Raw genomic sequence first — 21,754 nt, forward strand, 5'->3', positions numbered from 1 at the left:
GCCGTACAGAGAGATAAATCTGATGTAGCCATGTCTAATTTCAATAAAACCTTATCGAAACGCTTACGTCTGAATCATGCATATGGGCAATTAATTGCTCTGATTTTTGTGCCTATTATGATTTTAACGTGCGTTGGTGCTTTTCTGGTTTTAACTGAAACCTCACATTCAGTAAAACAACAACAGCTACATCATGCCTCTGCAATCTTAGCTCGCTATAATCAAATCGCGATCGACTTATATAATCTGGTTGAACTAGAGCCCGATGAATATGATCACGCCCAGCACATCATGCAAAGCATGTTTAGTGAGAAAAATCTAAAACGTGCTGCTTTAATTGACAGTAATGGTCAGACCTATTTAAGTATCGGTTATCGCGACAATCGCTACTGGCCGAACTTCAAACAAAACAATAATTTTTTTGGGCCAATCTCTTATAATCACAATAATATTTATGGACAACGGATTAGCGACGCGCCTGGAAAAGCCCCTGTTTGGCTTGTTATTGAAATGGATAATCAGCCACTAGAACTGGCTCGTTACCGTATTCTGATCGCCCTCGTCATTACTGGGTTAATGACCTTACTCTTACTTTTACTTTGTTTGAATTTTTATTCACGTCGCTGGATTGCGCCGATGTATGAAATTCGCATGCAGTTGCAACGTTTAAATGCTGACACACTAGACCAGCACATGGTGATTAATAGTACTGGTGAATTACGCCTATTACAGCGAGATATTGCAAATGTCGTTAAACGATTACACTTTAGCTTTTTAGAGTTAAAAGAACATACTGAACAAACCGAAGAAGATTTACGTAGAACTTTAGATACTTTAGAAGTTCAAAATATTACCTATCGTCAAGCACGTGACCAAGCGATTTCATCGAACCAAGCCAAATCAGTTTTCCTTGCCAATATTAGTCATGAGCTTCGAACCCCTCTAAATAGTATTGATGGCTTTATTCATTTATTACTTCGTCAACAAAACCTAAATAACGAACAAAATCTTTACCTACAAACTATTCGCAAGTCATCAGCCCATTTATTGGCATTAATTAATGATGTATTAGATTTTTCAAAAATTGATGCAGGTAAATTAGAGCTAGAAACAGCACCGTTTGATTTAGAAGAAGCTGTCTTTGATGTCATGGATATGTTGTCTCCACTGGCTGCCCAAAAGCATATTGCTATGGCTTTTTACTATGCCGACAACATTCCACAACAAGTGATTGGTGACGCTTTACGCTTTAAACAAATTCTGACTAACTTGATTTCGAATGCGATTAAGTTCACTCCAGACGGCGAAATTATTGTTCGTGTTCGTATGGAACATGATGATATTGGACAATGCCTACTTCATTTTAGTGTGCAAGACAGTGGTATTGGTTTAAGCGGTACAGACCGTAAAAAACTATTTGAATCATTCTCGCAAGGTGATGCATCCGTTACACGTCAATTTGGCGGTACAGGTTTAGGTCTAGCTATTTCGAAACAGCTTGTTCATCTCATGCATGGTCAAATTGGCTTTGAAGACAACCAAGAACGTGCCCCAACAGAAAAAGGCTCTACGTTCTGGTTTACCGCACAATTTGTGGTAGATGAAGATTACGAGATTGAACATCCACACTTTGAGCATTTACAAGTGGTGTCTTATCTTGCGCACCCTGCTACCGCAAGTGTTTTACGTTACTACCTTGAAAACTATCATGTTCCTCACATCGAGACACAATCGATTCTGGATTTATTTAGTCGCTTAAAACATCTTGATCAAAAAGATAATACATGGCTTATTGTTGACCACAGTGGTGACACTGAAGCCTTATTAAAAGAAATTCGCAGCCGCTATCAAGGTAATTTGGCAGTTTATGGCTATCAAATGACGCTTGAGCCAAATATGCTCAATGAATATCGTGCTCGCCCTCTCTATCAACCATTAAGCCGAAGCGGACTCATTCAATTATTAAATGATCAACCTATTTTTGAAGAGGAACAACAAGACTTTAATGGGCAGGGTTTACACATTCTGGCGGTCGACGATCACTTACCTAACTTAATTGTCTTAGAAGCTCTGCTAGGTGAACTCAACGTTAGAACAACTAAAGCACTCAGCGGCCAAGAAGCCTTAAACCTCATCCAAGAGCGAATCGATCAAAAGCTCAAACCATTTGATTTAGTGTTCATGGATATTCAAATGCCTGTTATGTCAGGGATTGATACCACTCGCGCTATTCGTTCGCTAGAGTCAACTTTAGACGGTGAAATGCAGCTTCCAATTATTGCATTAACAGCCCATGCCCTTGCTGATGAAAAGCAAAAACTTCTCAAAGTCGGCATGAATGACTATGTCACCAAGCCAATTCAAATGGAACAAATTATCCAGATTTTAACGCAATGGACTAAAAACAACTTTGCGGCAAAAGCACTAGAGAAAGACCATCATGTCGTTGCAGAAGCTTTAGATCCGCAAATTTTAAACTGGCAACAAAGCTTGCAGCTTGCAGCAAATAAAGAAGATTTAGCTCAAGACTTACTTAAAATGTTAGTTGATAGTTTCCCAACTGAGCTAGATGAAATGCAGCAACTTATTGAGCTTGAAGACTTCCCTCAACTTGAGCATGTTTTACATCGTCTTTATGGCGCTACTCGCTATGTAGGTACTCCAAAGCTACAACAAGTGACAGGTGACTTTGAGCAATTTATTTCAACACTACGTAAAGAACGCCGTATAGCAGATGAAGGCTTCATTGAAGAAGTGATGAGACGCTTCGACGAGTTAGGACTTGTTGTAAAAGAAGTAGAAAGTGCAGCTCATCAAATCTTGGTGATTCCTGACTAATATATCTACAAAACAGACATGACTGGGCTGTCATGTTTCCAAATTACAGCCATGTTATGCTCCGCTTATCTATAAAAAAAGAAGCGGAAATCTCATGGCACTCTTACGTATTGAAAAGAATAATGGCATTGCAACGGTATATTTAAACCGTCCTGACAAACGCAATGCCATGAGTTTTGCCTTATTAAAAGAACTTGTTTCAACAGCAAAAGCCATTAAAAAGGACCGTGATATTCGCTGTGTGATTTTGACAGGTGAAGCACAAGTTTTTAGCGCCGGAATTGATTTATCCGACCTAAACAATCCAAAAAATTCTGCTTTTGCCATTTGGGAGCTTGTAAAACCAGGCCAAAGCCTATTTCAAAAAGCATTTCTTATTTGGCAAAATTTACCTGTACCTGTGATTGCGGCACTAGAAGGATACTGTTTTGGCGCAGGCATGCAACTTGCCTTAGCAGCCGACATTCGGATTTCTCACCCTGACACTAAAATGTCGATTATGGAAAGTCGTTGGGGCTTAGTTCCAGATATGGGACTTACTCGTTCATTGAAAGGTTTAATTGGCGTTGACCTTGCAAAAGAACTCACCTTAACCGCTCGTGTTTTCGATGGAAATTATGCAAAAGAAATTGGTCTTGTCACTCATTTAAGCGACGCTCCACTAGAGAAAGCAAATGAAATTGCAGCTGAAATGTTACAGCGCTCACCAGATGCGCTCACTGCGGCAAAACGTGTACTTGATGCGATGGAGCACCAACCAGAAAAATCATTACGTTTAGAAAAAATCTGGCAACTTAAATTATTACTTGGTAAAAATAGCAAGCTTGCTCGTAAAAAAGACAAACATCCGGAAGTTAATTTTTTACCACGCCAATATAAATAAAGAGCTTAGATTATGAATTTTGATCGCAACATCCCTATTGCTTTTTTAGGTATAGGGTTGATGGGAAGCCGCATGGCAACCCGTCTTATTCAGGCAGGTTTTCAAGTTGCTGTTTGGAACCGGACCTCTTCTGCATGTGAAGAACTGATTGATATCGGCGCACAGCCTTTAGATCTTATAAATATTGGCGAATATCCTGTTATTTTAACTTGTCTCGCAGATGACAAAGCCGTACAAAGTGTATTCGAGCAAATTCAACCTCACTTAAAAGCTAAACAGGTGATTGTTGATTTCTCAAGCTTATCTGTTGCTGTAACAAAAACACTTGCTCAAGATGCTGCCAAGCATGAGGTTACTTGGATTGATTCTCCTGTGTCGGGAGGAACAGCTGGGGCAGAACAAGGCACACTTGTCATTTTTGCAGGCGGTGATGCTCAAACAATTACAGAGTTAACGCCTATTTATAATGTTCTATCTCAACGTGTAACACGCATGGGAGACACAGGAACTGGTCAAGCCACCAAAATTTGTAATCAACTCATCGTCGCAGCCAACAGCGCGCTTATTGCAGAGGCTGTCGCGCTTGCAGACCGAGCGGGTGTAGATACAACTTTACTCGCTCCAGCCTTAGCAGGCGGATTTGCAGACTCTAAACCCTTTCAAATTCTAACCCCACGCATGGCAACTCATACATTTGAGCCTATTCAGTGGAAAGTTCAAACATTATCTAAGGATCTTAACAACGCAGTAACATTGGCTAACAATGTTAATTTAGACATCCCCGTTGCACAAAAAGCTCTATTACAGCTACAAACTCACCAAAAAAATGGCTTTGCCGAGAAAGATTTAGCTACTATGATTCAATTAGTAGAGCAAAAATAAACGGAGTTTGAGTATGGGTCGTCTTGCAGTCAATTTATCCATGATTTTTACCGAAGTTCCTTTAATTGAACGCTTCGCTCTGGCTCATGCACAGGGCTTTGAATATGTAGAAATTCAATTCCCCTATGAATTGACGATTGAAGATATTCAAACTCAACTCGAACGCTACAATCTCAGCCTTTGCTTAATTAATGTACCTGCTGGTGACCTTATGCAAGGTGGGAATGGTTTAGCAGGCATACCCGGCCAAGAAGCAGCTTTTCATGAAGCATTAGAATTGGCTATTCGTTATGCCACCGCTTTAAACGTTCCTCGTGTTAATATTTTAGCGGGTAAACAACCGCTTGATGCAGACTTGCTTCCTTGTTTAAAAACGTTAGCAGCTAACCTAAAACTTGCCTGCAATTTACTCGGTGAACACGGTATAGAGCCTGTTTTCGAAATGATTAACGGCACTGATATGCCACGCTTTTTAGTGCAAAACATTGCACAAGCACAAGAGATGCTAGAAGCGGTCAACCACCCTGCTCTCAAAATGCAGTATGACTGCTATCACATGGCAATGATGGGTGAAGATGTGCTTGAAGGTTTACAAGAGAATATTAACTTAATTGGACATATTCAATTTGCAGACTGCCCGGGCCGCCATGAACCTGATACAGCTCAAATCCCATATGAACAAATTTTTTCTTGGTTAAAGCAAAGCTCATATCAGAACTACATTGCAGCAGAATATAAACCTGAAAATGGTTCAAATCAGTCGTTTACATGGAAGAAAAAATACTTTTCTGATGATGTAAATATATAAACTGTTACGACTTCTGTTTGAAATTTAGTGTAAAAACCACTATATTAGATAGTGAGTAATTGTCAGGAAAATATACCCTATATGAATTTAGAACCATCGCCCAGCGTGTCTAATTCTCACGATTTCGCAATGAATACCTCAAATAAAGACGTACAAGCTTGTCTCAAAGTCGTCCACGACGCTTTAGTTGATGTAAAAGCAAAAGATATTCTCCAGTTAGATGTTAGCTCAATTAGCAATGTCGCTGATGCTATTGTAATTGCAAGTGGTACTTCTACTCGCCATGTCAAAGCACTTGCTGACAATGTTGCAGAAGAAGCTCGTAAAGCCGGTTTCCGCCCGATTGGTGTTGAAGGTGAACGAGATGCAGAATGGATCTTAATTGATCTCGGCTTTGTTGTAGTACATGTAATGCTACCAACAGCTCGTAAATTCTATGATTTAGAAAGCTTATGGCGTACCGCTCCAGAGTCGGTTGCTTAAAATTTTGCTTTTAAAAAAAGCGGCTCTTTTGAGCCGCTTTTTTGTTTCTCTAATAACAATTTAGACCCTTTTAAAAAACCCACCTTTACTCTTAAGAAAACCAATCATCACTTACAACCAAATTTGACATGACAAATTGTCAAATTTGCAGCACTATACAAATTCTTAAAGTTCTCACCAATAAATAGCATAACCGGAGTACAGAAAGTGAAGATATTAATTACAGGCGCCAACACAGGGATTGGTTTTGCCACAGCAGAACAACTTGTTAAACAAGGACAACATGTGATTTTGGCTTGTCGAAATCCACAAAAAGCACAAGAGGCACAAAACAAGCTACGTTCACTTAATCAAGGCCAAGTCGATTTAGTTTCCCTCGATTTAAATAGTCTTGAGTTAACCCAAAAAGCAGCAGATGAAATTGCTGATCGCTATGGCAGCCTTGACATACTCATTAATAATGCAGGCTTATTTTCTAAAACAAAGCAACTAACCACAGAGGGTTTTGAGCAACAATTTGGGGTTAATTATTTAGGCCATTTTTTACTCACTCAAAAATTACTTCCAGTTTTAAAACAATCTCCAAAAGCACGCATTATCCATCTTGCATCTATTGCTCATTGGGTTGGCTCAATTAAACCCAATAAATTTCGTGCAGAAGGTTTTTACAACCCCCTGTTCTATTATGGGCAATCAAAACTTGCAAATTTACTGTTTAGCAATGCATTAGCAGAGCAACTCGCAGAAAGTTCAATTACCAATAATGCATTACACCCCGGCGGTGTTGCTTCTGATATTTATCGTGAATTACCAAAACCGGTTTATGCAGCGATGAAATTAGGCTTGGTTCCAACCTCAGTTCCAGCAAAGCTCATTACAGAAATGGCAACTGGAGATGCATGGCAAAACCGCAACGGCGAATATGTCAGTGCACATATGCCAGACTGGAAATCCTCACATGCTAAAAATCAGCAACTGGCACGTGACCTGTATCAACAGTCTATGGATCTTGTAGAAAAATTTCTTTAAAAGTAGAGCCAAATAAAAAACCACCCGAAGGTGGTTTTTTATTTCAAAGCAACTTAGTGGCCTGTACCGTTAATTGCTTTCGTCATATCTTCAACAACTTTCTTGGCATCACCAAAGATCATCATTGTTTTTTCGTTATAGAACAAATCATTGTCTAGACCAGCATAACCTGTTGCCATAGAACGCTTAATCACCATGATTGTACGCGCTTTATGAGCTTCAAGAATCGGCATACCATAAATCGGCGAGCTTGGATCATCTTTTGCAGCAGGGTTAACAACGTCGTTTGCACCAATAACAAGTACTACGTCAGTTGCAGGGAAGTCTGAATTAATCTCGTCCATTTCCAAGATGTCTTCATATGCTACATCTGCTTCAGCAAGCAATACGTTCATATGACCAGGCATACGACCCGCAACCGGATGGATGGCGAAACGAACGCGAACACCTTGCTCTTTTAGAATTTCACACAACTCTTTTACAGCATTTTGTGCACGACCTTGCGCCATACCATAACCCGGTACAATCACAACGCTGTCAGCATTTGACATCAAGAAGCCAGCATCATCAGCAGAACCTGAACGGTGGTTACGTTGAACTTGTTCACCTTTATCTGCAGATGCAACTGCTGCACCGCCCATTGCCCCACCAAACAATACATTGATGATCGAACGGTTCATTGCTTTACACATGATGTACGACAGAATCGCACCAGAAGAACCTACAAGCGAACCTGCAACGATCAACATGTTGTTTTCAAGTGTAAAACCAATACCTGCCGCAGCCCAACCAGAGAATGAGTTAAGAAGCGATACCACCACAGGCATATCACCACCGCCTACTGGCGCAATCCAAACCCAACCAAATGCAAGTGCAAGTGCTGTCATTGCCCAAAATGCAGTCATGTTGCCAGTCGTGAAGAAATAGAAACCACAAGCCAACATCGCAATAAAGATAAGCGCTTGAACAGGTTTAACCCACGCACCAGAAATTGTTTTAGCCCATTTTTTCGCAGCCAATTTACCGTATGCAAACACAGATGCAGTAAAGGTAATCGCACCTACGAAACAGCCAACAAACAATTCAAACAAGTGAACCTTACTCATGTGTGCATGTTGCACGCCAGCAGCTATTAAAGCCGCTTCATTTTGAGCGAATAGTTCAGTAAGTTGGTTGTTATGTAAAATTGCAGCAATTGCAATGAGAACAGCAGCCAAACCAACCAATGAGTGCATAAGCGCAACAGTTTCTGGCATTTGTGTCATTGGTACGGTACGAGCACGTGCAATACCTACGATTGCACCGAGCACCATTGCCCCAACGATCATCCAGATCACTGGATTATTAGCAACAAAGAAAGTCGTTACCACAGCAATCGCCATTGCGATCATACCGTAACGGTTACCTTGAATTGCTGTTTTAGGACCAGACAAGCCACGAAGCGTCAAGATAAAGAGAATTGCGCCAACAAGGTATAACCAGTTTGCATTTGCTTGAATAAATTCCATGTCAAAGCCCTCTTATTTCTTTTGCTTAGGCTTGAACATTTCCAGCATGCGTGCAGTTACTGCGAAGCCACCGAAAATATTAATGCTTGCCAAAAATACTGCAATCGCACCGAGTACGCTCACCACATTCACACTTTGAAATGCAACGTTAGCATCTACACCTAAAACTGGCAGCCCCACAGTTTGCAACATCGCACCCACCACAATAATAGATGACAGCGCATTGGTTACTGCCATAAGTGGCGTATGTAAAGCTGGCGTAACGCCCCAAACCACGTAATAACCTACGAAGATGGCAAGGACGAAAATTGTAATAGTTTCAACCATGAGAAATCTCCTTAACCACGCTTAAGCAGTACTTGACCGCCATGAGTGACCAATAGGGCTTTTTGGATCTCGTCTTCTTGATTAATCGCAAAGTTTTTCTCTTTGTCGAATAAAGTCTCTACGAAATTAAAAACGTTACGCGCATACAATGCAGAAGCTTCTGTTGCTACAGTGGCCGGAATATTTGGAACACCCAAAATTTTCACGCCATTTTCAGTAAATACAGTCTCACCCACTTTAGAGCCTTCAACGTTACCACCAGTTTCAACTGCCATATCTAAAATGACAGAGCCCGGTTTCATCTTGGCAACAGTTTCAGCTTTAATCAGACGTGGCGCATCACGACCTGGTAGCAATGCAGTAGTAATCACGATGTCTGCGTTAGAAACAGCTTTATCTACAATCGCAGCCTGGTCTTTGATGTACTGCTCACCCGGCATCCATCCATAACCATTTTTAGCGGCATCCGCTGCACGTTGTTGCTCTTCTTCAGACATTGGTACGTCTAACCACTTACCACCTAAAGACTCAACTTGATCTTTTGCTGTAGGACGCAAGTCAGTCGCTTCAACAATTGCACCTAAACGTTTTGCAGTTGCAATCGCCTGTAGACCGGCAACACCGACACCCATGATTACAACACGTGCAGGTTTTACAGTACCCGCAGCAGTCATAAGCATTGGGAACATGCGTTGATATTCAGCAGCAGCAAGTAAAACTGATTTATAACCAGCCAAGTTTGCTTGAGAAGACAACACATCCATGTTTTGTGCACGAGAAAGCGTACGAGGAAGCAGTTCTAGAGCAAAAGCAGACACTTGTTGATTCGCAAACTGATCTAGCTCGGTATTACGATAAGGATCAAACATTGCTACAACAGCGGTATTTGCTGCAAGTTTCTGAATTTCCCCGCCCTGTGGAGCGCGAACTTTCAAAATAATTTGACTACCCGTATAGGCATCATCCGTAATGGTTGCACCGACCTGTTCATAAGCACTGTCAATGTACGCAGCCTTTACACCAGCACCACGTTCAATCACAACGCTATGACCAGCGCTAATCAACTTCTTTACTGTCTCTGGCGTAGCAGCTACACGATTTTCACCGACGACAGTTTCGGTTGGGATTCCGATCTGCATGAGCGTTCCTCAAGCTAATTTCTCATTGTCAAAAACATTGCAAGCTGCAATGTTTCCCCCATGTGTATTCTTTGTACAGAATTTGGATTCTAATTGAACTTTTTTAAAATACCACCCAATATTTATTTAATAAATACCCATATTTTGAACTAATGATTCACGATATTTGATTTGAGGTGTAACATAGGAAGATTTTTCTTTTTTTACAGACAATAGTCTCTCTTATACAGTCCTGTATATGAAAATTTCTTTATCATCGTTTCAAATCGGGTCTTTTTTTGCGCTTTGCTCTGCGTTTTTATTCAGTACCAAAGCAATCTTTATTAAACAGACTTATGCCCTTTCTCCATTAGTCGACGGTACAGTCCTGATGGCTTTACGCATGTTAAGCGCTTTACCGTTCTTTCTATTAATTTGCTGGTTTAACAGGCATCATAATCAGGGCATAAAAAAGAAGGATTGGCTAATTTTAATTTTTGCTGGTCTATTAGGCTACTACTTTGCAAGTTGGCTCGATTTCATGGGTCTTATGTTTATTAGCGCCTCTCTAGAACGAATTATTCTATTTTTATACCCTACTCTCACCGTCATTGTTTCGAGTCTACTCTACAAACAAAAATTAGATGTAAAAAGTTTATTTGCCATTTTTCTTAGTTATGGTGGAACGGTGCTGGTTATGCTTCAGGAGCACAACAACGCACCAATTCAGGGCAACTTCTGGTTAGGAACAAGTTTTGTATTTGCAAGTGCTGTAGCTTTCGCCGGCTATTTATTACTAACACCCCCTCTCATTAAGAAGTTTGGTTCTTGGAATTTCACAGGGTTAGCTCTAACTGTGGCTTGTGTCGGCACATTAACTCACTATGTATTAAGCACACCTCATCCTATTCAACTTCTATTACAACTCCCCTCTAGCGTGATTTGGTATGGGATTGGCTTAGGCTTTTTAGTTACCGTGTTACCCACCGTTATGCTCATGCAAAGCATTGAACGGCTAGGTGCCTCTCAATCAGCAATGATCGCTTCGATTGGACCAGTTTTAACAATTTTACTTGCCGTGGCTTTTTTAAATGAACACCTAAATATATGGCAATGGGTCGGCTGCCTACTGAATATTGTAGGTGTAATGATGATTACATTAAGAAAGAAAAGACTGAAACATTAAATTCTCTTGACCTCAACTTAAGTTGAGGTTGGATACTCATCTAAATTTTAATGAACGGTTGAGTTCCCATGAGTCAAGAAGCTTTTAAAATCATAAATCCATCAACGTTATATGATCCTACCTCAAATGGTTATAGCCATGTTGCTGTGGTAAAAAACTTTAAGAATATTATTCATGTGGCTGGTCAAGGCGGCGAAAATTCCAAAGGGGAATTAAGCTCAAATTTTGAAGAACAAGCGAACCAAGTTTTTGATAATATTCAACATGCTTTAAAAGCCGCCAATGCAGAGCTTAACAACATTGCCGTGTTAAGAGTTTTAGTTGTTGACCATTCGGTCGAAAAACATCAAATTTTGATTAAAATTATGCAAAATTTATGGAAAAATCATCCTTTTCCTGCCTGTACACTCATTCCTGTGCCGCGCCTTGCACTAGAACATATGCTCATTGAAATTGAAGCAACGGCATACACCCAATAAAACTGAGAGAACATCATGTCTACCCCTGAAGATATCAGTCAAAATAAACCTTTGCTTTGGTTGATGGCAGCAGCATGTGGCTTATGTGCAGGTGTGAATTATTATTGTCAGCCGCTGATTCACTCTATTCAGCAAGATTTTGCTGTAACTCAAGCACAAGCCGCTTTAACAGTGACATTCGCTCAGGTGTCTTATGCCCTCGGCCTACTCTTTATTGTTCCGATGGGTGATATTGTTAATAAAGCTAAAGCTATTCCGTTTTTGATGGTGCTTTGCGCAATTGGTCTATTTACATCTGCTTTTGCTGTTAACTTGCCCATGCTATGGATTGGTACAATTTTAGCGGGCTTATTTTCTGTTGCAGCTCAAGTGCTTATTCCACTTGCCACAATGACCGTAAAACCTGAAAAAACAGGCGAAATTATTGGCTTTTTAATGAGTGGCTTATTGGTCGGGATTTTACTCTCTACCAGTCTGGCAGGCTTATTTTCCAACCTTTTTCATTGGAAAGTAGTTTATGTAGTCAGTGGTGTGTTAATGCTTCTGTTGGCCTATACCTTAAAAAGTCGCCTGCCTTATGTCATGCGCATGAAAATGAACTATGGGCAAATCTTTGTTTCCATGGCTCAGCTTTTAAAAGAGGAAAAGCGACTATTATTAAGAGCACTTACAGGTGCTTTCGCCTTTGCAGCAGTGAGTATTCTATATTCCACCATCGCGTTACTTCTCACCTCGGCACATCATTTACCTGATCTATTTATCGGACTAGTCCCGTTAGTCGGTATCTTTGGTGCTTTATCTACACGTTATATTGGTAAATATGCCGACCAAGGATATACACGCCTCCTCACTTGGATGGGCTGTGGGCTGTTTTTGGTAAGTTGGATTTGTTTCTATTTCGGACAAACTCTACTTTCAGCTTATGTTATTGGTTTTGCTCTAATTCAATTGGCACTTGCGCTGGTACACACCAGTAACCAGAGCATTATTTTCCGTTTACGTCCAGATGCCAAATCTCGTATTAATGCTATTTATATGACCACTTACTTTATTGGAGGAGCTGGTGGTTCGGCATTAGGGATTTTTGCATGGAATCGTGGTGGATGGACTATGACATGCATTGCAGGTGTAGGCCTCGTTGTATTTTGTATTTTATTTAGCGTGATTGATGCTTTCTTACAAAAAAAGCAAATGCCTTAGCGCTAAAGTAATTTGTTAAAAATCATCTTTCTATATTTAACACAAGGGTGGTTATAAATTACTCGGTTAAAAGCCACTGTCGATTCAGGGCCAAACCCCGTATAATGCTGCCCTTTCATTAATTTAGCGACTTTTGGGTCTATTGGTTATGCAATCACTTCAATCGTTACAACCTCGTATTTCTGTCGCACCTATGATGGACTGGACTACAAAGGATTACCGATTCTTTGCACGGTTGTTTAACCCAAACGTTGTGCTCTATACCGAAATGGTCACTACAGGCGCAATCCTATTTGGCGATGCTAAACGCCATTTGGACTACAACGTACAAGAACACCCTATCGTATTACAACTTGGCGGCTCAAACCCACAAGAGCTTGCCACTTGCACAAAAATGGCCGAAGACTGGGGTTACGATGAAGTTAACCTGAATGTAGGCTGTCCAAGTGACCGCGTACAGAACAATAAAATCGGCGCATGTTTAATGGCAGAGCCAGACTTGGTTGCTGAATGTATTCATACCATGCAAAAGGCAGTAAAGATTCCAGTAACGGTAAAGCATCGTATCGGTATTGATGACATGCAGTCTTACGAAGAAATGCTACATTTCGTAGATACTGTCGCGGCAACAGGTTGTACTTATTTCGTTGTACATGCCCGTATTGCTATTTTGAAAGGTTTATCTCCGAAAGAAAACCGAGAAGTACCACCTTTACGCTATGAAGATGTATATCGTTTAAAGCAAGAGCGCCCACATCTCACCATTGAAATTAACGGTGGAATAAAAACGTTTGCCGAAACTCAAACACATTTACAGCATGTTGATGGTGTCATGATTGGCCGTGAAGCCTACCATAACCCTTACCTACTTGCTGAGCTCGGCCAACTTTGGAATTTAGAAGCACCAGATCGATTCGATATTATGGAACAAATGTTGCCTTATATTGAACAACGTATGGCTGAAGGTGCCCCTCTTTCAATCATTACACGTCATATTTTAGGTTTATTCCAAAACTTGCCAGGCGCTCGTAAATGGCGGCAAGCGCTAAGTGGCGGAAATGCAAAAACTTTAGCTGACGTTGAAAATGCGATTCAAAACATGCAAGCAGCCATGATTCGCACTGAAGAATATTTAAAAGAGCAGCAAGTTTAAGTTGGTGATGACTTCTTAAATTGTAAGAAAATGTGGCATTTTAAATCAGCGACTTAGATTTTGAGTATATTCGCAAATGTTGAAGCAAAATATTCAAATTTAAGTTCTGATTTATTATTTATTCATAATAATATCAATAATTTAAGTTTTACTATTTTTAATAAACCTTTTGATGAGCATCTTTTCATTTCAAAGCACACGCCTCTGGAAAAAAGATACGTTATTACATAACATAAACAAAACTTTTAAGGTACGCCTATTAGTATCTCTGAACGCCACAGGTAGGTGGTGATTTTTTTAATATGGACATGGGTAGCACGGTAGAGATTTCACGATGATTATTTATGACGGACAAGTAGCTGATAATTACATGTATCAGGATTCAAATCAGGCAGCCATTGTTGTATCGCACAGCACACCCAGCCTCCCTTATCCTTTCACCATGAAACCCAATAATCATCAAACGCAAACCTCAACCAACCCTCCCATTGATGTAGAAAAGTTCGTAGAAAAATTAGAAAGTATTACATCTAGACGCAGTAAAGCGAGATGCGCACGCAGCATCCGTCTTGCGCTCGAATCTGCTGGTGCCGATGTTGAAAACCATCCAATTGCAGCTTCAGATTGGGGTGATACCCTTAAAAAGATTGGCTATAAAGAAATTGATCCAGCCTTCGATGAACCTCAGGAAGGTGATATTTACATCATTCACCGAACCCGCAACCATGTTTATGGACATATCGCTGGGTATACAGGAAGTGAGTGGGTTTCTGACTTCAAACAAAGTAGTTATGATGTCTATAAAGACGATAATGTTACTTATACTTATTATAGATTAGCTGCCTAATCAATTTCCTAAAATTGAAAAACTTGTTGAATGCGTTCGGTACAATACTGAATTATTTCATCATGATCTTTTCTATAAACCAAAACTACTTCTGAAAGTGATAGCTGATCGGTTAAAGGCAATAGTTTTACCTGAACAGGCAAGATCTGCTGAAACTCTTTAGGCACAATACTTACACCAATATTTGCAGCCACAAGTTGTAACTGTGAAATCTTACGTGACTGAATTGGGGCTTTTTGTGGAGTAAATCCTGCGGCTAAACATAGATTTGAAACTAAATAGCTTAATCCACCTCTTTTAGAATGTGGTGTAGAAACAAAGTATTCCTCTTTTAAATCTTGGACTTCTAACTTCTCTTTATTTGTAAATTTAGTATGATCAATGTGCACGGCCACCATTAAAGGTTCTTCATATAATTTAATAACATTGACGTCTTCTAATGTATGCCGAACTGGTGGTCTAATTAAACCAATATCAATCTCCCCATTCAGTAAAGCCAAAACCTGATGCTCAGATGACAACGTGTTTATCTCAAAGTTAATTTTCCGCTTTAAGCTAATTTCTTTTAATATTTGAACCTTTTTATCATCCATAACAATACTGCTCGAGTGAGCAATTTTAATCTGGCGATTTTTTCCTTCTGCAATATTCTTAGAAACGCCAATGATCTCATTTAAATAATGCATATTATCTTTTATTTTTTTATAGAAGACCTCTCCCGCTGTCGTCAGTTTCACTTTCTTATCAGTACGATCAAATAATTTAAAATCAATTTCTTCTTCTAATAGTTTAATTTGCCGACTTAAAGCAGACTGAGCTATGAATAGCTTTTCAGAAGCCGCAGTAAAACTTCCTTCTTCAACGATTTTTATAAAATATTGGAATTGTTTTAATGTGAGCATTTCTATCTCAAAATTAGATCATTAAGTCTATTTTCTATATTAGATTAGATAGATTTCCTTCGCTAGAATTTTATCAAGACCATTCACTTGATTGAATTATTCATGAAGTATTTAAAAGGTTTAGCCATCTTCACCGCTATTGTTCTAATGTTATGGTGCTTTAAATTTTATGATCAACAGCTCCCAACACAGCCCCAACACGACAACATAGAGTTATATGATTAAATCAATTTTAACTTTACTCAAAAAAACAAAAGGCATGCACTCACATAAGCGCATGCCTTTTTAAGATTTTAATTACGCTTTTTTTAAATCGAGTTTCTTCAAAACTTCAGCCACAGCAATCATCGCAAAGCTTGACGTCACCACTACCGCCGAACCATATCCACCACAGCGTAACCCTGCCGATGGGCAGACATCAGCACTAGAAAATGGGTTATCAATTGAGTAAATACAGGTAATTCCAAATTTCTCTTTTGGCTTTTTACAAATACCTCGAGCACGAAGCTGACTACGGAGCTTCGCTAACATCGGGTCCTGTTCTGTTTTTGATAAATCAGCCACACGGATTTTAAGGGGATCGAGTTTACCACCTGCTCCACCCGAAACAATCAAAGGAATTTTATTAAAACGACAATGAAGCATTAAAGCCAATTTCGCTTTAACGTCATCAATACAGTCCAAGATAATATCGGGTACAGGATTTAAAATCTCGGTGACATTCTCAGGGGTTAAAAAGTCATCAATAATATTAACTTTAATACGTGGGTTAATTTGGCGACAACGCTCCGCCATAATCTCAACTTTTTCACAGCCTAGAGTTGATGTCATCGCAGGCAACTGACGATTCACATTTGATGCCGCAACCACATCCATATCGACTAAAGTAATCTCACCAATACCCGTGCGTGCCAAAGCTTCTACCGCCCAACTACCAACACCACCAATCCCAATCACCATCACATGACTTTTTTCATAGTGCTGGAACGATGAATCACCATAAACTTTCGCTACACCTGCAAAACGGCGGTCATATTCATCTTGTGGAAGATCGGTCATTGCTACTCTTTGAGGATATAAAACACGGGAGGTATTTTACTGCTTTTTAGAAGAAAGTGTATTTTAGATCAAAGAAAACTTGAGATGGTGATATTTAAACTCACGACGAGCCTTATCATTATTAATCAAATTATACGGCTTAAGATTTAAACTATTGTTTACTAGTGTGACAGGCAGCATGGATGCTGCTCAGTTGGGCTGCGGTATAAGGATATACCGTCAGCCCGACAAAGGATTTTTGTTACTTTTTATCCTTAAAAAGTAAGGATACGCCTATATAGTCAACTTTAGCCAAAGCACTCCCATTACAAAGCTGTGCAAACTTAGCCAATTTATGAAGCAATCAAATTCCGTAGCACATAATGCAAAATACCACCCGCTTTAAAGTACTCGACCTCATTTAACGTATCAATTCGACATAACACATTAAAATGGCTGGCGACTCCATTTGGCCCTTTTACATCAACTTCAAGAATTTGATGAGGTTCAATCCCATCTGACAAACCTCGAATTGATATCACCTCATGACCAGTTAAGTTGAGAGATTGTCGCGTTTGCCCATCAATAAACTGTAATGGCAACACCCCCATACCCACCAAGTTAGAACGGTGAATACGTTCAAAACTTTCAGCAATGACAGCTTTTACACCTAGTAAGTTCGTACCTTTGGCAGCCCAGTCACGTGAAGAACCAGTTCCATATTCTTTACCAGCAATGATCACAAGCGGTGTATGTTCTTGTTGGTAACGCATCGCCGCATCATAAATGGCAAGCTTCTCACCACTTGGCACATGAATGGTATTACCACCCTCTTCACCACCAAGCATCTCGTTTTTAATACGAATGTTGGCAAAGGTTCCGCGCATCATGACTTCATGATTACCACGTCGAGAACCATAGGAGTTAAAGTCTTTTGGCTCAACACCTTGCTCTTGTAAATATCGACCTGCCGGACTGTCTTTTTTAATATTGCCTGCCGGTGAAATATGGTCAGTCGTTACCGAGTCACCGAGCACTGCTAAAACACGTGCCTGTTCAATATTTTTAATTGGTTTTGGTGGTTCGCCAATGCCTTCAAAGAATGGCGGATGGCGGATATAAGTCGAATCATCAGCCCATTCATAAGTTTTACTTTTTGGAATCTGAATTGATTGCCAGCTTTCATCACCATCAAACACCGCAGCATATTCTTTATGGAACATCTCTGTATTTACTTTCTGTAAGACAGCATCAATTTCTGCCTGACTTGGCCAGATATCTTTTAAATAAACAGGTTGCCCATCTTTACCTTGCCCTATAGGTTGCGTAGTCAAATCGGTACGGATATTACCCACCAAACCATAAGCGACGACCAAAGGTGGCGAAGCAAGCCAGTTTGTTTTAACCAATGGGTGTACGCGTCCTTCAAAGTTACGGTTACCAGAAAGTACAGATGCAACATTCAAATCATGGCATTGAATTGCGTCTTCAACCGGTTCAGGTAATGGCCCTGAGTTACCAATACAGGTTGTACAACCATATCCCACCAAGTTATAGCCCAACTCATCTAAATATGGGGTAAGGCCTGCAGCCAATAAATAATCTGTAACAACCTTAGAACCCGGTGCAAGAGAGCTTTTCACCCATGGTTTCCGTTGCAAACCTTTTTCAATGGCTTTTTTAGCAAGTAATCCCGCCGCCAGCATTACACTCGGGTTAGAAGTATTGGTACAAGATGTGATGGCTGAAATAACAACATCACCATGATTTAATGGATAAGTTTGTCCTTCAATCACGCAAGAAGGACTTTCATGTTGAATATTTGCTTTTTTTGCCTCGACAGCAGTACCGCCACCGCCTTCATTTTCTAAACGCTCTTTAGCTTCTTTGGCTGGTTTTAAAGTTAACTCCATCAGCGCATTAAACGTTTTTGGTACTTCTGATAAAAGCACTCGGTCTTGTGGGCGTTTTGGGCCTGCCAAACTTGCCTGAACTGTATTCATATCAAGACTTAAGGTATCTGTAAAAACAGGTTCATCACCAGCATTTCGCCATAAGCCTTGTGCTTTGCTATACGCTTCAACCAATGCAATACGATCACTTTGACGACCAGTTAATTTTAAATATCCTAATGTCACTTCATCAATTGGGAAGAAACCACAAGTCGCACCATATTCTGGTGCCATATTGGCAATAGTTGCACGGTCAGCAAGTGGTAAATCAGCTAAGCCGTCTCCATAGAACTCTACAAATTTACCCACGACACCTTTTTGACGAAGCATTTGAGTAATGGTCAGCACCAAATCAGTTGCCGTAATGCCTTCTGGTAGTTTTCCTGTGAGCTTAAAACCAATGACTTCAGGAATCAGCATCGAGATAGGTTGGCCCAGCATAGCTGCTTCGGCCTCAATTCCTCCTACTCCCCAACCTAAAACACCTAAACCATTAATCATGGTGGTATGTGAGTCTGTACCCACTAAAGTATCTGGAAAAGCAAAAGTCTGGCCATTATCTTCGCCTAGCCACACCGCTTGAGCCAAATATTCTAAATTGACCTGATGGCAAATACCCGTACCTGGTGGCACTACACTAAAGTTATTAAATGCAGACTGCCCCCAACGTAAAAATTGATATCGCTCACCATTACGCTGCATCTCGATTTGTACGTTTTCTTCAAAAGCCTGATCATCGGCAAAATAATCAACCATTACAGAGTGGTCAATCACCAAATCAACGGGAGATAATGGATTAATTTTTTCAGGGTCGCCACCCGCTTGCGCCATCGCTGCTCGCATTGCAGCTAAATCAACCACAGCAGGTACGCCCGTAAAATCTTGCATTAAAACCCTTGCAGGTCGATATTGAATTTCTTGATCTGAGGTGCGGGTTTTTAGCCATTCTGCTAAAGCATGGATGTGTTCAGTTTTGACGCTATGTTGATCTTCAAACCGTAATAAGTTTTCCAATAATACTTTTAAAGATTTCGGCAGTTTGGCAATATCCCCTAGCGTTTTCTCTGCTTGGGCTAAGCTAAAAATCTGATAATTGCTGGAACCTACTGTTAGCGTCTGTAAAGCATTAAAACTATTGATATTGCTATACTTAGCCATTGGGTTATCCTCCCATGTCTGGCAATGTTATTTTTCACGTTTTTACATGTTGTTTTCTTACTTTAAGCTTCTTTTTTAATCACTGTGTTTTGTTTTAGTTAATATTTTTAATCTTTGATTTTTATTACGATAATTTCAGTGCGGTGAGAGAGTTTTTCCACAGCAACTCAGCCAAATCTGACTCTGGCATATTTAAATTTTCAGCCAAACTTTGTAAAACATACGGCAAATTAACAGGGGTATTACGAGTACGCTGTTCTGTTGAGGTTTGACAGCAAAGCGGTGTCATATCTGGACAATCTGTTTCAATCACCAAATGCTCTGCACCTATAGCCTGCACAACCGTATGAAGTTTTTTCGCATTCGGGTTGGTGATCTGCCCCGTCACACCAATTTTAAAACCAAGCTTAATAAGTCCCTTTGCCTCTTCTACCCCACCACTAAATGCATGAGCAATTCCGCCCAATTTAAATTTTTGAGCTTTTAATATAGCAAGCACATCACCATGCGCTTTTCGAATGTGGAGTAACACTGGTTTTTGATATTGGGTTGCCAGCTCTAACTGGTGAGCAAAATATTGTTTTTGCTTGGCATATACATCTGGTTGCTTATGTTCTTTTAAGAAAGTATCTAAGCCAATTTCACCCACAGCCACACAGTCCTGTTGCTGCAAAATTTGCTCAAGGTTAGAAAGATGGTCTGGTTGGTGCTGCTCAATATAAAACGGATGTAAACCGGGTGCTAAATATGAAGTTGGTACATTTTCCCAGCTTTTTAACAGATGATGAGTCTGTACCAAATCATCAAAGCGTGACTGTAAAAAGCCAATTAAGACTAATGCATCTACACCCGCTTTTTTAGCATTAAGCGCTAATTGCTGCCGATCTTCATCAAAATCGGCAACATCAAAATGGGTATGTGTATCAAACAGATGCATTAGCCAGCACTTTTTGCAACTGGTGCCGAAGCAGGTTTAGCTTTAGGCTGTGGCAAATAGTCTTCTTTCAATACATCTTGTAATTGAGCATAAGGAATGACTAATCGAGGGAGTCCAACCACGTATGGTCCAATTTCATACTCACCGTATTGAAGAATTAAACCTTGCTCACCCAACAAGAAGTTATTAGATAACTTAAATGGCCATGCTTGTTCATAGTCAGCAACATTATCAGCAAGTTTAGAATCAGTTACCCAAGTCTTAAAGGCTTCATGTGCTAACTTTTCCAATGCAGATTTTTTCTGTGGGCGCAACAATTCTTCAAGCTCAATCTGTTTTTGCTCTTTTAAATCGAAATTATAGTAATGCTGTGCAGCGGAGCCATGAGCACCACCTAGATAACTACTACTATTAAGCACCACAGTGACAACTTTGCCTTGAGCTTGCAAAATCTTAGGTTTAACTAAGAGATTGATCTGATGATTACTACTTAAAGCTTTTAGCTCATTATCTAGATCGATAAATGAGTTCGCATAACGTTGTACCTGCGCATCAAAGCTATCTTTTTGCTCTGCACCCGCAGCCGCCGAAGCTTCTATTTTTTGTTCTGTTTGTGTGCCCTTAGCATCAGGTTCAGCAATTTCTAAAATTTGATTTAATGTATTTAAGATTTGCTGATCTATAATTTTGTCAATAAAAGGAAAATTACTCTGTAAACGTTCTACCGTAAATTCCGGACAATTTTTGCCATCGCAATCAGGTAAAACCACCTTACTAGGAATTGTTTCACCTTTCAAAGTCAACTCTATTGGCTTTTGTTCTTGAACAGCTGATTTCTGCTGCTCTTGAGAATCCTTAGGGTCAGCTTTAGGTTGGCATGCTACCAAAAATATAGCAGAAGCAATCAAAGTTAATCGCAGTGAAGCTTTAGAAGATAACATCATATTTTGCCTTTTATTCTAAGGAGATTACGCTATACCTTTCTAAGAAATTAGCGCATATAAATAGAGGTTGCAAATTCTGCTA

The 21,754-nt window shown here is 40.0% G+C and carries 20 protein-coding genes; 12 read left to right on the forward strand and 8 right to left on the reverse strand.

The window, feature by feature from the left end; translation table 11 throughout:
- Positions 1-30 precede the first annotated feature (30 nt).
- The 6 genes from barA (at position 31) to SOI81_RS14610 (ending at position 6,923) form a co-directional block, all read left to right on the forward strand.
- A complete protein-coding gene (gene barA, locus SOI81_RS14585) occupies positions 31-2,838 on the forward strand; it encodes an ATP-binding protein (protein ID WP_239974802.1) in 2,808 nt (935 codons plus the stop codon).
- Between the two features lie 94 nt (positions 2,839-2,932).
- Positions 2,933-3,721: a crotonase/enoyl-CoA hydratase family protein gene (locus SOI81_RS14590; RefSeq protein ID WP_016142191.1), complete on the forward strand. Its 789-nt coding sequence runs from the start codon at positions 2,933-2,935 to the stop codon at positions 3,719-3,721.
- A 12-nt stretch (positions 3,722-3,733) separates the two neighbouring features.
- Positions 3,734-4,603: an NAD(P)-dependent oxidoreductase gene (gene glxR / locus SOI81_RS14595; protein WP_320540943.1), complete on the forward strand. Its 870-nt coding sequence runs from the start codon at positions 3,734-3,736 to the stop codon at positions 4,601-4,603.
- A gap of 13 nt (positions 4,604-4,616) precedes the next feature.
- A complete protein-coding gene (gene hyi / locus SOI81_RS14600) occupies positions 4,617-5,411 on the forward strand; it encodes a hydroxypyruvate isomerase family protein (RefSeq protein WP_262445647.1) in 795 nt (264 codons plus the stop codon).
- An 81-nt stretch (positions 5,412-5,492) separates the two neighbouring features.
- On the forward strand, positions 5,493-5,894 hold the full coding sequence (gene rsfS / locus SOI81_RS14605; RefSeq protein WP_001047580.1) for a ribosome silencing factor: 402 nt from the start codon (positions 5,493-5,495) through the stop codon (positions 5,892-5,894).
- 207 nt (positions 5,895-6,101) lie between these two features.
- Positions 6,102-6,923, forward strand: coding sequence for an SDR family NAD(P)-dependent oxidoreductase (locus tag SOI81_RS14610; RefSeq protein WP_320540944.1), 822 nt, complete (start codon positions 6,102-6,104; stop codon positions 6,921-6,923).
- Positions 6,924-6,976: 53 nt separating this feature from the next.
- Here the strand turns inward: SOI81_RS14610 and pntB are convergent, their stop codons facing one another.
- Genes pntB through SOI81_RS14625 form a run of 3 tightly spaced genes read right to left on the reverse strand, consistent with a single transcriptional unit; the run spans position 6,977 to position 9,897 of the window.
- Positions 6,977-8,431, reverse strand: coding sequence for an NAD(P)(+) transhydrogenase (Re/Si-specific) subunit beta (gene pntB / locus SOI81_RS14615; protein WP_016142195.1), 1,455 nt, complete (start codon positions 8,429-8,431; stop codon positions 6,977-6,979).
- 12 nt (positions 8,432-8,443) lie between these two features.
- Entirely contained in the window at positions 8,444-8,758 is a 315-nt protein-coding gene (locus SOI81_RS14620) for a proton-translocating transhydrogenase family protein (protein ID WP_000230434.1), read from the reverse strand.
- Between the two features lie 11 nt (positions 8,759-8,769).
- A complete protein-coding gene (locus tag SOI81_RS14625) occupies positions 8,770-9,897 on the reverse strand; it encodes a Re/Si-specific NAD(P)(+) transhydrogenase subunit alpha (RefSeq protein ID WP_002117245.1) in 1,128 nt (375 codons plus the stop codon).
- Between the two features lie 238 nt (positions 9,898-10,135).
- Here SOI81_RS14625 and SOI81_RS14630 point away from each other — a divergent pair, with 238 nt between their 5' ends.
- From SOI81_RS14630 to SOI81_RS14650, 5 genes are all read left to right on the forward strand, one after another.
- Complete coding sequence (locus SOI81_RS14630) at positions 10,136-11,062, forward strand: DMT family transporter (RefSeq protein ID WP_239968415.1); 927 nt, start codon at positions 10,136-10,138, stop codon at positions 11,060-11,062.
- A gap of 68 nt (positions 11,063-11,130) precedes the next feature.
- Positions 11,131-11,541, forward strand: coding sequence for a RidA family protein (locus tag SOI81_RS14635; RefSeq protein WP_239974807.1), 411 nt, complete (start codon positions 11,131-11,133; stop codon positions 11,539-11,541).
- Between the two features lie 15 nt (positions 11,542-11,556).
- A complete protein-coding gene (locus tag SOI81_RS14640; protein ID WP_239974809.1) occupies positions 11,557-12,741 on the forward strand; it encodes an MFS transporter in 1,185 nt (394 codons plus the stop codon).
- Between the two features lie 148 nt (positions 12,742-12,889).
- On the forward strand, positions 12,890-13,894 hold the full coding sequence (dusA, locus tag SOI81_RS14645; protein WP_239974811.1) for a tRNA dihydrouridine(20/20a) synthase DusA: 1,005 nt from the start codon (positions 12,890-12,892) through the stop codon (positions 13,892-13,894).
- 334 nt (positions 13,895-14,228) lie between these two features.
- Positions 14,229-14,741, forward strand: a complete 513-nt coding sequence (locus SOI81_RS14650; RefSeq protein ID WP_016142201.1) for a hypothetical protein — start codon at positions 14,229-14,231, stop codon at positions 14,739-14,741.
- An 8-nt stretch (positions 14,742-14,749) separates the two neighbouring features.
- Here SOI81_RS14650 and SOI81_RS14655 read toward each other — a convergent pair whose 3' ends face one another.
- A complete protein-coding gene (locus SOI81_RS14655) occupies positions 14,750-15,649 on the reverse strand; it encodes a LysR family transcriptional regulator (protein ID WP_239974985.1) in 900 nt (299 codons plus the stop codon).
- A 96-nt stretch (positions 15,650-15,745) separates the two neighbouring features.
- Here SOI81_RS14655 and SOI81_RS14660 point away from each other — a divergent pair, with 96 nt between their 5' ends.
- Positions 15,746-15,868 carry a hypothetical protein gene (locus SOI81_RS14660; RefSeq protein WP_224992276.1) on the forward strand — a complete coding sequence of 41 codons (123 nt, stop codon included), beginning with the start codon at positions 15,746-15,748 and terminating at the stop codon, positions 15,866-15,868.
- Positions 15,869-15,940: 72 nt separating this feature from the next.
- Here the strand turns inward: SOI81_RS14660 and SOI81_RS14665 are convergent, their stop codons facing one another.
- From SOI81_RS14665 to SOI81_RS14680, 4 genes are all read right to left on the reverse strand, one after another.
- Positions 15,941-16,702, reverse strand: a complete 762-nt coding sequence (locus tag SOI81_RS14665) for a ThiF family adenylyltransferase (RefSeq protein WP_239974812.1) — start codon at positions 16,700-16,702, stop codon at positions 15,941-15,943.
- A gap of 332 nt (positions 16,703-17,034) precedes the next feature.
- Positions 17,035-19,791, reverse strand: coding sequence for an aconitate hydratase AcnA (acnA, locus tag SOI81_RS14670; protein WP_239974815.1), 2,757 nt, complete (start codon positions 19,789-19,791; stop codon positions 17,035-17,037).
- A 124-nt stretch (positions 19,792-19,915) separates the two neighbouring features.
- Positions 19,916-20,728 carry a TatD family hydrolase gene (locus SOI81_RS14675; RefSeq protein WP_239974816.1) on the reverse strand — a complete coding sequence of 271 codons (813 nt, stop codon included), beginning with the start codon at positions 20,726-20,728 and terminating at the stop codon, positions 19,916-19,918.
- Entirely contained in the window at positions 20,728-21,669 is a 942-nt protein-coding gene (locus tag SOI81_RS14680) for an RsiV family protein (protein ID WP_320541588.1), read from the reverse strand. The genes SOI81_RS14675 and SOI81_RS14680 overlap by 1 nt, the downstream gene beginning before the upstream one ends.
- Between the last annotated feature and the right edge of the window lie 85 nt (positions 21,670-21,754).

This window comes from Acinetobacter pittii (assembly GCF_034067285.1).
GTDB classification, from domain to species: Bacteria; Pseudomonadota; Gammaproteobacteria; order Pseudomonadales; family Moraxellaceae; genus Acinetobacter; species Acinetobacter pittii_E.